This is a genomic window from Streptomyces sp. NPDC100445 (genome assembly GCF_044759735.1).
GTDB lineage: Bacteria > Actinomycetota > Actinomycetes > Streptomycetales > Streptomycetaceae > Streptomyces.
Genome location: NZ_JBIVZV010000009.1, coordinates 145098 through 157729, shown reverse-complemented (window position 1 = coordinate 157729; position 12632 = coordinate 145098). Strand labels below are relative to the sequence as shown.

The 12632-nt window shown below is 74.0% G+C and carries 9 protein-coding genes, 1 pseudogene and 1 riboswitch; of the genes and pseudogenes, 2 read left to right on the top strand and 8 right to left on the bottom strand.

All coding sequences use genetic code 11. The features are described 5' to 3' along the window. Positions 1 to 20: 20 nt before the first annotated feature. The gene (locus ACIQVT_RS22030; RefSeq protein WP_403756294.1) at positions 21 to 689 is read right to left on the bottom strand and encodes an HAD family hydrolase; all 669 of its coding nucleotides are present in this window, start codon (positions 687 to 689) and stop codon (positions 21 to 23) included. A 58-nt stretch (positions 690 to 747) separates the two neighbouring features. Further along, complete coding sequence (locus tag ACIQVT_RS22025) at positions 748 to 2223, bottom strand: amidase (RefSeq protein WP_403756291.1); 1476 nt, start codon at positions 2221 to 2223, stop codon at positions 748 to 750. 341 nt (positions 2224 to 2564) lie between these two features. On the opposite strand from ACIQVT_RS22025, the gene ACIQVT_RS22020 reads away from it, so the two are divergent. Further along, a complete protein-coding gene (locus ACIQVT_RS22020; protein WP_403756288.1) occupies positions 2565 to 4160 on the top strand; it encodes a hypothetical protein in 1596 nt (531 codons plus the stop codon). A 71-nt stretch (positions 4161 to 4231) separates the two neighbouring features. Further along, a riboswitch (cobalamin riboswitch) is annotated at positions 4232 to 4355 on the top strand. Positions 4356 to 4454: 99 nt separating this feature from the next. Beyond that, positions 4455 to 4814, top strand: a complete 360-nt coding sequence (locus tag ACIQVT_RS22015; protein WP_403756285.1) for a (2Fe-2S) ferredoxin domain-containing protein — start codon at positions 4455 to 4457, stop codon at positions 4812 to 4814. Positions 4815 to 4896: 82 nt separating this feature from the next. Here the strand turns inward: ACIQVT_RS22015 and ACIQVT_RS22010 are convergent. From ACIQVT_RS22010 to ACIQVT_RS21985, 6 genes and pseudogenes are all read right to left on the bottom strand, one after another. Then, positions 4897 to 5167: pseudogene (locus tag ACIQVT_RS22010) on the bottom strand (potassium-transporting ATPase subunit C); the annotation flags it as partial. A gap of 80 nt (positions 5168 to 5247) precedes the next feature. After that, positions 5248 to 5379 (bottom strand): hypothetical protein, encoded by a 132-nt coding sequence (locus tag ACIQVT_RS22005; RefSeq protein WP_403756280.1) that lies wholly within the window; start codon positions 5377 to 5379, stop codon positions 5248 to 5250. Positions 5380 to 5551: 172 nt separating this feature from the next. After that, the gene (gene meaB, locus ACIQVT_RS22000; protein ID WP_403756276.1) at positions 5552 to 6556 is read right to left on the bottom strand and encodes a methylmalonyl Co-A mutase-associated GTPase MeaB; all 1005 of its coding nucleotides are present in this window, start codon (positions 6554 to 6556) and stop codon (positions 5552 to 5554) included. Positions 6557 to 6561: 5 nt separating this feature from the next. Continuing rightward, positions 6562 to 8736 (bottom strand): methylmalonyl-CoA mutase, encoded by a 2175-nt coding sequence (gene scpA, locus ACIQVT_RS21995; protein WP_403756273.1) that lies wholly within the window; start codon positions 8734 to 8736, stop codon positions 6562 to 6564. Beyond that, complete coding sequence (locus tag ACIQVT_RS21990) at positions 8736 to 10553, bottom strand: methylmalonyl-CoA mutase family protein (RefSeq protein ID WP_403756270.1); 1818 nt, start codon at positions 10551 to 10553, stop codon at positions 8736 to 8738. The genes scpA and ACIQVT_RS21990 overlap by 1 nt, the downstream gene beginning before the upstream one ends. Positions 10554 to 10714: 161 nt before the next feature. Continuing rightward, a complete protein-coding gene (locus tag ACIQVT_RS21985; protein ID WP_403756267.1) occupies positions 10715 to 12466 on the bottom strand; it encodes a hypothetical protein in 1752 nt (583 codons plus the stop codon). Between the last annotated feature and the right edge of the window lie 166 nt (positions 12467 to 12632).

The following is a 12632-nucleotide window of genomic DNA, read 5'->3' as shown; positions in this document are numbered from 1 at the left end:
GGTTCCGTCCGTGCGGTGGATCAGGTGGTGAACAGCCGCGGCCAGTCGATGTCGGAGAGGTCCGCGGCGACGAGGTCCGCGGCGGCGACCGCCTCGGCGGCGTGGGTGGTGGTCAGCGCGACGCACCTGAGCCCGGCCGCCTTGGCCGCGGCGATCCCCGCGGGCGCGTCCTCGAACGCCACGGCCTCGGCCGGCGCGACGCCCAGCGCGGCGCACCCGGCCAGGAAACCCTCGGGGTCGGGCTTGCCCCGGCGCACGTCCTCCGCGGTGACCAGCGCGCTGAACAGGGCCGCCCCGCCCACGTGGTCGAGGAGCGCGCGGGCGTGGTCGCGCAGCCCGCTGGTGACCACGGCCATCGGGACTCCCTCGGCGTGCAGCCGCTTCACCAGCACCTCGGCGCCCGGTACCGGATAGGGCGGCGGGATGTCGGGACCGTTGAGGTAGCCGACGGCCTCCTCGAACAGGTCGGGGACGGAACCGCCCGGGAAGCGGTGGACGTGGTCGGCCAGCGCCTCCTGGCCGCGGCGGCCGACGAAGGTGGCCAGCAGGGCGTCGTCGACCTCCAGGCCGTGGGCACGGAACAGCCTGGTCCACGCGGCGCGGCTGCGGTGCTCGGTGGCCACGAGCGTGCCGTCGAGGTCGAAGAGCGCGGCGCGGACCGGTCCGGTGCCGGAGGGGTGTGCGGTCATCGGTGTCAACCATCCTTGTCCCTGGGGGGCGGGTGCGGGGCCCGGCGGCCGCCGGACGTCACCGGGTGGTGAGCCCCGGGTCGAACTGCTGGTACAGGTGCTGCCAGTCGAGGTGTTCCTGGCAGGCGGCGGCGCCGCGGACGACGGCCGCGTCGTTGTGCCGGCGGGCGGCGAGCTGCATGCCGACGGGGACGCCGTTGGCCGCCCGGCCCACCGGGACCGTGGCCGCGGGGCTGCCGATCAGGTTGTAGGGGCTCGTCATGGACCAGCCGACGAACGGGTCGGTCTCCTGGCCGTCGACCTGGCGGGGGCCGACGGTGGTGCGCGTGGTGTCGTTGGGGATGCCCGCCACGCAGTTCACCGGGCTGACGATCAGGTCGTAGCCGTCGAAGAGGTCCTCGAACGCGTCGAGCACCTGGGTGCGGACGAGGTCGCCGAGGCGGAACTCGACCGCGCCGAGCGCGGCGCCGGTCCGGACGCTCTCCAGGTAGCCGGGGTCCACGACGCGGCCCTGCTCGCCGAGCAGGTCGATGCCCTGCCGCAGGCTGATCTCGGCGGATTCCGCGTGGGCCATCGACAGGTAGCGGCGCCACATGCGGGTCAGCTCGGCGGCGGGGAGCGGCAGCCGGAAGTCGACCTCCACGATCTCGGCTCCGGCCTCCTCCAGGGCGGGCAGCGCGGCCCGCACCAGCGCCTCGACCTCCGCCTCGACCGGGTAGCCGCCGAGGTCGGGCGTGTAGGCGACGCGCATTCCGGCCAGCGACGGGGAGAGGGCCGCCGCGAGCGGCTCGCCCACCGGGAAGGAGTACGGGTCCCGGGGGTGCGGGCCCGACATCAGGTCGAGTCCCAGGACGGCGTCCTCCACGGTCCTGGCGAGCGGGGCGTAACAGACCATCGGGTTGAGACGGCGGAAGGCGTTGGGCCGGGCCGGCACCGCCACCCGTCCGAAGGTCGTCATCATGGTGAACACACCGCAGAAGGCGCCGGGCACGCGCAGCGAACCGCCCGCGTCCGAGCCCTGGGCCAGCGGCACCATGCCCGTCGCGACGGCCGCCGCGCTGCCGCCGGAGGAGCCGCCCGCGTTCATGGCCAGGTTGAACGGCGTGGACGCGGGCCCCAGCAGGGCGCTGTCGGTCGTCGCCTTGAACCCGAACTCCGGGGTGTTGGTCTTGCCGACGACGATGGCGCCGGCGTCGGTCAGCCGCTCGACGCACAGGATGGTGTCCTGCGCGACCTCCTTCTCGAAGATCTTCGATCCGCGCGTGACGCGCACGCCCGCCACGGGGTCCAGGTCCTTCACGCCGATGGGCACACCGTGCAGCGGGCCGAGTTCGGCTCCGGACAGCACGGCCCGCTCGGCCTCCTTGGCGGCGGCGAGCGCCTCGTCGGCGCAGACCGTGACGAACGCGTTGACCGCGGGGTTGAGCCGCTCGATGCGGTCCAGGGTGTCCCGTACCACCTCCACCGGTGACACGGCACGGGAACGAACAAGTTCAGCGAGCTGGAGCGCTGTCAGCGCCTCTGAATCGCCCATCACTCTTTCCTTCCTCGTCAACACTGTTGTCCGTGGACCGGCGCACCAGGAGCCGGCCCAGCCGCAGGGGACTTGGTACGGACTAAAACACCGCACCGCCGCAGAGGGTTGCATGATCGGTGGCACCGCGTGCCCGCCGGGCGGCCCCGACGATCGTTTTCCGCCGGTCGCCCGCCGGTCCGCCGGGCGTCCGGGCACCGATCGTGAGGGACGGTGCGCGCTGCGAAGTCATGGCCGGTCGGGTGCGTCGGTACTACGGTGACCCCTCAAGCGACGCCCTGACCGCGTTCGAGGGGGACCGGTCCGCCCGTGGGGGGCGTCCGGGGCTGAGGGGAGCCACCGTGCAGGTGCTGTATGCCGTCGCCTTCGACGTCCAGGACGCCCGGTCCGCGCGGCGGCCCGGACATGTGTACGAGCGTCTCCGAGACCACCTCGCCGCCTGGCTCGGCGACCGCGGCCGGTTCCCCGCGCCGTCCCCCGCGGATCTCGACCGTGCCGGCCGGGCCGTGCTCCCCGGCAACGCCCCCGGGCAGGGCGAGCGCCGGGTGGGCTGGGTCGTTGCGGGCGACGAGCGCGCCCGCGCGCTGCGGACGACCATCCACCAGCCCCTGTCCGACGGCCCGGCCCAGTTCGTCACCCGCGTCACTCTCTCCCGGACGGACGACGGCGGCGGGGCGCTGCGGCTCGTCATGGGCCGGGAGATCCCCGACGGCTGGATCGCGCCGGTGCAGAGCCCGCTGCTCAGACGCCCGCGCCTGCTGCGCGCGGTGCTCGCCGACGCCTGCCTCGACGTCCGGGTGCTCGGCCAGCGCGCCACCGGGCGGTACGAGCGGATCCGGGAGCACGGCCACGCGGCGGTCCTGCTGGAGTCGCTCGCGCTGAGCACCCGCCTCCCCATCCTCCTGATGCACCCCCGGGACCAGCTGGGCTGGACGGTGGCGGCCGACGCCTCCGGGCAACTCGCCGGCCTGGCCCAGGTCGTGACGCTGAACTACGTCACCGCGCAGGCCGTCCGCCGGGTCCACCAACAGGTGGCCGTGCCCAGCGGCGGGGCACGGCTGGTCTGGCCCAACCTCGGCCTGGAACACCCCGCGTACTCCCGGGAGCAGGTGGCCCAGCAGTCCTTCGTGTGCGGACGGCTGATGCCGTCGCTCGCCCACCTCTCCGTCATCGCCCGGGGCAGTGACACGGCCTGGGAACGCGCGCGGCAGGCCTCGTACCGGGCCGGGGCCCGCAGGGCGGCGGAGCGGCTGTCGCGCGCCCAGGCGGCCGGCGACACCACCGCCGAACTCCAGGCCCTGAAGGAGCGCGCGCGGCAACTGGAGGAGGACGCCAGGTCGTGGGAGGACATGGCGCAGAGCTGCATGGAGGAACGCGACAAGGCGCAGTCCGAGGCCGCCGCGGCCGAGGCGCTGCGGCAGGACCGGGACTACTGGAAGAAGCTGTACCTGGACCTGTCGAGCGGCGCGAGCGGGCAGCCGGCCGAGCAGGACGTCTGGAACGCGATCCCCGTCCTGGGTGCGGACGCCGTACCCACGTTCGAGGCGCTCGCCCGCACGTCCGAGGAGCGCATCGTGTTCACGGTGCGGGCGGCGCGCGCGTGGAAGGCGTCCCAGTACCCGTACCCGGAGGAGATGACCGACCAGCTGATCGCCCTCGCGCAGGCCGCGATGGACCTCTACACCAAGCCCGGCAAACGGCCCCGGCTCGACCAGTGGTTCTACGACCACCACGGGCTGAGGTTCGCCAACAGCGACGAGAAGCTGAGCAAGAACAAGGACAAGCGCTACTTCACGTTCGAGCACAAGCGCCGGGACGGACTTCCTCACATCAAGGTCCGGGACGCCGTCTCGCCCAACGAGGCCGGACGCATCTACTTCGCCCTGGACCCCGAGGGCAAACGGCTGATCGTCAATCACGTGGGGCTGCACCTGTGACCGTACGCGCACAGGTTCGACGGGGGCCGCCGGCGGTGCCATGATGACCGGTGACAGGGCGACGGCGGTCCGAGGAAGCCGGTGTGAATCCGGCGCGGTCCCGCCACTGTGACCGGCGAGCGACTCCCGACAGGCCACTGCCCGCGGACGGGCGGGAAGGCCGGGACGAGCGGCGACCCGGGAGCCAGGAGACTCACGCGGTCGCCTCCTCGACGGACACCGGGGCGGATCTCCCCGGGAGAGGGGTGTACCGACGTGCCCGGAAAGCCGGTCGGAGAAGAAGGCGGCGACGGCGTGGCCGCGCGGAGGACCGACCCGGCGCCCTGCCGGGTCGTGGTGTGCCGGGACTGCTGCTGCGGCACCGCCAAGGTGCCCGGCGTCGACCACGCGGCGCAGACCGCGCGGCTGCGCGCGCAGGTGCCGGTGCGGGTCTCGGCCTGTCTCGACGTGTGCGACCAGGCCAATGTCATCGTCGTCCAGCCCTCCGCCGCCGGCCGCGCCGCCGGCGCCCGGCCGGTCTGGCTCGGCCTCGTCAACGACCCGGACGCGGCGGAGGACATCGCCGGCTGGGTGCGCGCGGGCGGTCCCGGTGTCGCGCCCCGCCCGGACATCCTCGACCTGTACGCCTTCACCCCGCCGCGGCAGCGGCCCTGACGGGGCGTACACCGGGACGCCGGCCACCGCGCCGCCGACTTCCCGCCGTTCGCGCGCCCTTGGCCGTGCGGGTGGCAGGCGGCCGGCGGAACTGGAGCTCGGCGTAGGCCGGGGAGATGTCCGGGTCCAGGGCCGGAGGCGGAGGAGGTGACGGCGTCGGCGGGGACCCGGACCGGGTCGACCGGGTGGCCCGGGACCGAGTTGTCCGCCACGACCCGGGCCTTCGCCCGCTCGACGGACCGTAGGAGCCGGGCGCTGTCGGCGGACAGGTTGGTGGCGCCGGAGAGCAGCAGCAGGTGGCGGCCGTCGGGCGAGCCGGTGCCCAGCCCGGCGGCGGGCCGCGGTTGGAAGTACCACGGGTGTGAGAGGTAGCCCAACAGGGCGACGGCCACGATCAGGCCGACCACCGTCTCGACGGGGAACGCGTCGGCGGTCACAGCTTCGTCACCCCCCGGGCGACGAGTGCCACCAGCGCGAAGGCCGCGAGCACGGTGACGACGAAGGCCGCATCGGCCGTCGTGGACTCCTGAAGGGTGAGGGGCGAAAAGGCGAACGCTGCAAGCACATTACCCCCGTGGCCGGATACCGCCGCCCCCTGACGGCGTCCATACGCCGGCCCGCCCGCCCTTGACGCACCCCATACGCCGCCGCCCGCCCGGCCGTCCGGCACGGGCGGTCGAGTCCGCCCGGCACGGGTCCGGCCCACCCCTCGGGGCGGTGCCGGACCCGGGGCGGATTCAGCCGGCCGTCGATCCGGCGGCGCGGTCCCCGAAGGCCGCGAGGATGCGTTCCGCCGCCATGGTGGCCGTCAACCGGCCGTCCCTGACCTGCTGTTCCAGGCCGGGGGCGGTCGCGCGCACCGCCGGGTCGGCGTGCAGCCGGCCGAGCAGTTCGTCGCGGACCATCGCCCACGTCCACTCCACCTGCTGGTCCCGCCGTTTCGCGGCCAGCCGCCCGGTGGAGTCCAGCAGCGCGCGATGCCGCTCCAGCCGCTCCCACACGGTGTCCAGGCCGGCGGACTCCCGGGCGCTACAGTGCAGCACCGGCGGCGTCCAGAACGCGTCCTTGCCGTGCATCAGCCGCAGCGCGCCCGCCAGTTCCCGGGCGGCGGCCCGGGCGTCACGCTCGTGCGGGCCGTCCGCCTTGTTGACGGCGATGACGTCCGCCAGCTCCAGGACGCCCTTCTTGATGCCCTGGAGCTGGTCGCCGGTGCGGGCCAGCGTCAGCAGCAGGAAGGAGTCGACCATGCCCGCGACGGCCGTCTCCGACTGGCCCACGCCGACGGTCTCCACGAGGATCACGTCGTAGCCGGCCGCCTCCATCACCACCATCGACTCCCGGGTGGCCTTGGCGACACCGCCCAGCGTGCCCGCGCTGGGCGAGGGCCGGACGAAGGCGTCCGGGTCCACCGCGAGCCGTTCCATCCGGGTCTTGTCGCCCAGGATGGAACCGCCGGTGCGGGTGGAGGACGGGTCGACGGCGAGGACGGCGACCCGGTGCCCCTGCGAGGTCAGCAGCGTGCCGAACGCGTCGATGAACGTCGACTTGCCGACACCGGGCACGCCGCTCACGCCGATCCGCCGGGCCCGGCCGCTGTGCGGCAGCAGCTCGGTGAGCAACTGCTGCGCCAGCGCCCGGTGCTGCGGGCGGGTGGACTCGACGAGCGTGATGGCCCGGGCCACCAGCGCCCGCTTCCCGTCGAGGACACCCTTCACATACGTGTCGAGACCGATCGCTGCCATCGGCCCTACAGGGTGTGGCCGAGGTCGGCCGACAGCTGCTTCACCAGGTCGTGGGCCGCGTCCGGGATCACCGTCCCGGGCGGGAACACGGCGGTGGCGCCCATCTCCAGCAGGGTCGGCACGTCCTGCGGCGGGATCACCCCGCCGACCACGATCATGATGTCCTCGCGGCCCTCCTCGGCCAGCTGCTCGCGCAGCGCGGGGACGAGGGTGAGGTGACCGGCGGCCAGCGAGGACACGCCGACCACGTGCACGTCCGCCTCCACCGCCTGCCGGGCGACCTCCTCCGGCGTCTGGAACAGCGGGCCGACGTCGACGTCGAAACCGAGGTCGGCGAAGGCCGTCGCGATCACCTTCTGGCCGCGGTCGTGCCCGTCCTGGCCCATCTTGGCGACCAGGATGCGCGGCCGGCGCCCCTCGGCCTCCTCGAAGGCGTCCACCAGGGCACGGGTGCGGTCCACGGACGGGGACTGGCCTGCTTCGTTGCGGTACACCCCGGAGATCGTACGGATCTGCCCGGCGTGCCGCCCGTACACCTTCTCCAGGGCGTCGGAGATCTCGCCCACGGTCGCCTTGGCGCGGGCCGCGCGCACGGCCAGCTCCAGCAGGTTCTCGCTGCCGTCGGCGGCCCGGGTGAGCGCGTCCAGGGCGTCCTGGCAGGCCCGCTCGTCCCGCTCCGCGCGCAGCCGCCGCAGCTTCTCGATCTGCTGGGCGCGCACGGAGGAGTTGTCGACCTTGAGGACGTCGATCTGCTCGTCGCTGTCCACCCGGTACTTGTTGACGCCGATCACCGGCTGCCGCCCGGAGTCGATGCGCGCCTGGGTGCGGGCCGCCGCCTCCTCCACGCGCAGCTTCGGGATGCCCGCGTCGATGGCCTGCGCCATGCCGCCGGCCTGCTCGACCTCCTGGATGTGCGCCCAGGCCTTGCGCGCGAGGTCGTACGTCAGCCGCTCCACGTAGGCGCTGCCGCCCCACGGGTCGATGACCCGGGTGGTGCCCGACTCCTGCTGGATGAGCAGCTGGGTGTTGCGGGCGATCCGCGCCGAGAAGTCCGTGGGCAGCGCGAGGGCCTCGTCGAGGGCGTTGGTGTGCAGCGACTGGGTGTGGCCCTGGGTCGCGGCCATCGCCTCCACACAGGTGCGCGTGACGTTGTTGAAGACGTCCTGCGCGGTCAGGGACCAGCCCGAGGTCTGCGAATGGGTGCGCAGAGACAGCGACTTGTCGTTCTTCGGGTCGAACTGCTTGACCAGCCTGGCCCACAGCAGCCGGGCCGCGCGCAGCTTGGCGACCTCCATGAAGAAGTTCATGCCGATCGCCCAGAAGAACGACAGCCGGGGGGCGAACGCGTCCACGTCCAGGCCCGCCTCCCGCCCGGCACGCAGGTACTCCACGCCGTCGGCGAGGGTGTACGCCAGCTCCAGGTCGGCCGTCGCGCCGGCCTCCTGGATGTGGTAGCCGGAGATGGAGATGGAGTTGTAGCGGGGCATCCGCCGCGAGGTGTACGCGAAGATGTCGGAGATGATCCGCATCGACGGCTTCGGCGGATAGATGTAGGTGTTGCGGACCATGAACTCCTTGAGGATGTCGTTCTGGATGGTCCCGGCCAGCTTCTCCGGCGGTACGCCCTGTTCCTCCGCCGCCACGATGTACAGGGCCAGCACCGGCAGCACGGCGCCGTTCATCGTCATCGACACGGTCATCCGGTCCAGCGGGATGCCGTCGAACAGCTGGCGCATGTCGAGGATCGAGTCGATGGCCACGCCCGCCATGCCGACGTCGCCGGTCACCCGCGGGTGGTCGCTGTCGTAACCCCGGTGCGTGGGCAGGTCGAAGGCGACCGACAGGCCCTTCTGGCCCGCCGCCAGGTTGCGCCGGTAGAACGCGTTGGACTCCTCGGCCGTGGAGAAGCCCGCGTACTGGCGGATCGTCCAGGGCTGGTTGACGTACATCGTCGGGTACGGGCCGCGCAGGTACGGCGCGACACCGGGATAGGTCTCCAGGAAGTCCAGGCCCTCCAGGTCACGGCCGGTGTACAGCGGCTTGACCCCGATGCCCTCCGGGGTCTCCCACACCGGCGGCGCACCGCCGGTGGCGTTCTCGACGGCCGCCCGCCACGCGTCCTCGCTCCCGCCGGTGACCGGGGTCCCCAGCTCGATGCCGGAGAAGTCGGGGATTCCCATCAGGACACTCCCATGCGGTCGAGGGTCGCGGACAGCACGGTCACGGCGTCGCAGCCCGCGTGGACGTACGAGTCGATGCCGGCGTGGTCGGCCGGCCGGCCGGCCAGGGTGACGTGCCGGGCACCGGCCGCGCGCAGCGACCGGGCCGTCTCGGCGGCCCGCTCGGCGTAGACGGCGTCGCTGGAGCACAGCACGGCCTCGTCGGCGCCGCTGTCCTCGAAACGGCCCTCGGTGACCGTCTCGATGCCGCCCGCCTGGAACAGGTTGGCGGCGAACGACGCGCGCGCGGTGTACTCGGCGGGGGAGCCGAGGGTGGCCAGGAAGATCCGGGGCCGGGCGCCGGTCGTCGCGAGGTGGGCGTCGGAGCGGGCCCGCAGCTCCTCGTACGCCTCGTCGCGGCGCACCCGCGGCAGCCCGCCGGACGGCGGCTCGGGCGCGGGGGCGCGCTCCACCGGCTTCTCCGACAGCAGCGGGAACTCGCTGACACCGGTGATGGGTTCACGCCGCTTGGCGAGCCTCTTGGAGCGCTCCGCCCACGTCGTCGCCAGGTCGGTGCGCAGCCGGCCGGAGCGCAGCACGGCCGCCTGACCGCCGTCCCGCTCGACGGACCGGAAGAACTGCCAGGCGGACTCGGCGAGTTCGTCCGTCAGCCGCTCCACGTACCAGGAGCCGCCCGCCGGGTCGATCACCCGGGCCAGGTGCGACTCCTCGATCAGGATGGAGGAGGTGTTGCGGGCGATGCGCCGCGCGAACGCGTCCGGCAGCCCCAGCGCGTGGTCGAACGGCAGCACGGTCACGGAGTCGGCGCCGCCCACCCCGGCGGCGAGCGTCGCGACGGTCGTGCGGAGCATGTTCACCCACGGGTCCCGGCGGGACATCATCACCGGCGACGTCACCACGTGCTGCACCTGCCCGCCCGCCTCCGGCGCCCCGCACACCTCGGCGACCCGCGCCCACAGCCGGCGCGCGGCGCGCAGCTTGGCGATGGTCAGGAACTGGTCGGCGGTGGCCGCGTACCGGAACTCCAGCTGGTCGACGGCCTGCTCGACGCCCAGTCCGGCCTCCGTCAGCTCCCGCAGGTAGGCCACGCCGGTGGCGAGCGAGGCCCCCAGCTCCTGCGCGGCCGATCCGCCGGCCTCGTGGTACGGCAGCGCGTCCACCGTCAGCGCGCGCAGCCCCGGGTACGACCCGGCGCAGCGCGCGGCCAGCGCGGCGAACGGCGCGAAGTCGAGCGCGGCGCCGGTACGGGCCTCGTGGCCCAGCGGGTCGCCGCCCAGGTTGCCGCGCACGGCCTCCGGGTCGACACCCTTGCGCTCGTAGAGCCGCAGCAGCGCCTCGGCCGCCGCCTCGGTGTCGCGGCCCGCGTCCAGGGCCACCGGCGCCAGGTCGAGGTAGACGCCGTCCAGGGCGCGGTCCAGCTCGGAGACGGGGATGCCGCCCTCGCCGAGCACCAGCCAGAGCGAGGTGCCGCCGTTCTCCAGGTCGGCGAGCACGGCGTGCGCGGCGCCGTCGCCGAGTGCCGCGTGCCGCTGCCGTACGTCCCAGCCGTTCGCGAGGGAGCCCTCGGGGCGGCCACCCCGTACGAACGGGGAGAAGCCCGGCAGGCCGGGGTCGGGCGCGCTGTCGCGCGCGGTGTACAGGGGCCGGGTGCGCAGCCCGTCCTCCAACGTCGTGGACAAGGCGTCCTCAGCTGCCGCGCCGGCGACTTCCCTGCCCGACTTGCGCAGTACGCCCTCGACCAGGCGTTGCCACTGCTCATGTGTCGCGTCAGGGAACTCGGCGGCCAGTGAGAGCCCGTCGTCAGGCAGGACCGTCATGGCTGGATGCTAGGGCAGGGCATGGAAGCGGGGGCGGCGCACGGGCTGTGAGGTTTCTCCCCTTGCGGTGGTGACCGGCACCGCACCCGCCCGGCACGGGGCGTCCCACGGGCGCGGCGCGCCCGCCGGCCGGACGCCCTCCGGCCGGCGGCGGCCGCCCTTCAGGAGCGGCCGGGTGGCCGCCCGAGGCCCAGCTCCCCGCGCCGTACGTCCCTGGTCGACAGCGTCTGCGGGTCCGCCGTGAAGGCACGCAGCCGCAGGCCGGCCCCCTTCTTCGGCGACAGGGTGAACCTGCCGCCCGGGGCGCGTAGTTCGACGGTCGCCGTGCGGTGCGCGGCGATGGTGGCCGGGCCACGCGCCAGCGACCAGTAGCGGCTCATGCCCTGGCCGCTGGTCAGCATGTAGTGCGGGGTCAGCGCGACACCGCCGGTGTTGGCGACCCGCAGGGTCAGCCGGGACACGGTGTACGCCGAGGTGCGCCGGGCCCCCGTGACGTCCATCCGCAGCGGCGGTCCCCCCGTCACCGCCAGCGCCGCGCTCACCAGCGCGGGCATGAGCAGCAGGGCGGCGACCGCGGCCAGGGCGGCCCGGCGGCGCGGCCCGGCCGGCGTGCGGGGCCGCGGCTGCCAGGCGCGGGCGAACTCCGGCGGGGGCGCGGTGACCGCCGCCGCCAGCCACAGCGGGGTCATCATCAGGTAGTAGCCGTCCTGCGACCGGGTCGCGAGGTAGAACGCGCACCACGGCAGCACCGTCACGGCCGGCCCGAGCCGCCGCACGAACAGCACGGACAGCGCCAGCAGGGCTCCCGCGAGCAGTATGCCCGCGTGGCCGTACCAGTCGAGCCGGTCGCTGCCGTGGGTGAAGTACAGCGAGATGCCCACCAGGCCCTGGCCGTGCAGCACCGCGCCCTGCGTCAGCGGCAGCGCGACGCCCCGCAGCCACGGCCCCGGCTCGCTCACGATGAAGTACGTGCTGATCAGCAGCCAGGTCAGCGCCGCGGTACCGGCGATCCGCAGCACGACCCGCGCCGCCTGCCGTCCGCCCAGCTCACCGCGGCGCACGGCGTAGACCCCGGCCAGCAGGAACGGCGTGACGAACCACGGCAACTGCTGCGCCGCGCACGCCGCGCCCAGGCACACCGCCCGTGCCACCCCGGCCGCGCCCAGCCGGCCGCGCGCGCCGAGCCGGGGCCAGCGCACCACCACCGGGATCAACAGGACCATGCCGATGATCGCCGGGTAGCCCTGACGGGCGTACGACGGCAGGAATCCGAAGCCCAGGCACACCATCGTCGCCGCCGAACGCCACGGCACCGGCAGCAGCCGCCACAGCGTCACCGCGCCCGCCACCAGTGCCGCCGTGGCCGCCGCCGTCGCCGGGGCGCCGCCGTGGCCCAGCCACAGCAGCGGCACGGTGAGCAGCGGGGCCAGCGGGGGATAGCCGTACGTGAAGTCGTACCCGCCGTCGGCCGTCGGGGTGAGCGCGACGTTCGGGCCGTGGAACAGCCAGGGCCAGGGCTGCCCGTACACGGTGTGGCCCGCGGTCAGTTCCCGCGCCGCCTGCGTGGTGAGGACCGCCTCGTCGCCGCCGGCGTGGTTCAGAGCCCAGGCGCACAGCGCGAGGGTCACCGCGGTCACCAGCACCACCAGGTCCAGCCGGGCCAGCGAACGCGCCCGGCGGACCGTGAGGGCGAGGACGCCGGTCACCAGGATCGCGGCGTAGCAGACCGAGATGACCCCCGCGAGGACCACTCGGTGCGTGGCCGCCTGGGTCCACACCGACCGCGTGCCGATGAACAGGCTCACGTCGGCGAGCAGCGTCAGCACACGGTGCCACTGCGCGGGAACGTCCGGGGCTTCCGTGCGCACGGCCCGCGGAGCGGGTGCCACCTGTTGTTTTTCTGCCAAGTGCACGGCACCGCACGCTAGCGGTCACCGGTGAACGAGGCACGGAGGCCGGTGAAGAGTCGGGTATGAGCCCGGTAAGAACCGGGCGTATGCCCACAACTGACGCGAGACGGAACCCGAATCGGCCGCCCGGGCGGTCGCGGACCGTGTCGCTGTTGGGCCGAACAGGTGA

Excerpts from the sequence above, each read along its gene's own strand:
- ACIQVT_RS21990 (WP_403756270.1), bottom strand. The coding sequence starts at position 10,553 with ATGACGGTCCTGCCTGACGACGGGCTCTCACTGGCCGCCGAGTTCCCT.
- meaB (WP_403756276.1), bottom strand. The coding sequence starts at position 6,556 with ATGGCAGCGATCGGTCTCGACACGTATGTGAAGGGTGTCCTCGACGGG.
- scpA (WP_403756273.1), bottom strand. The coding sequence starts at position 8,736 with ATGGGAATCCCCGACTTCTCCGGCATCGAGCTGGGGACCCCGGTCACC.
- ACIQVT_RS22025 (WP_403756291.1), bottom strand. The coding sequence starts at position 2,223 with ATGGGCGATTCAGAGGCGCTGACAGCGCTCCAGCTCGCTGAACTTGTT.
- ACIQVT_RS22030 (WP_403756294.1), bottom strand. The coding sequence starts at position 689 with ATGACCGCACACCCCTCCGGCACCGGACCGGTCCGCGCCGCGCTCTTC.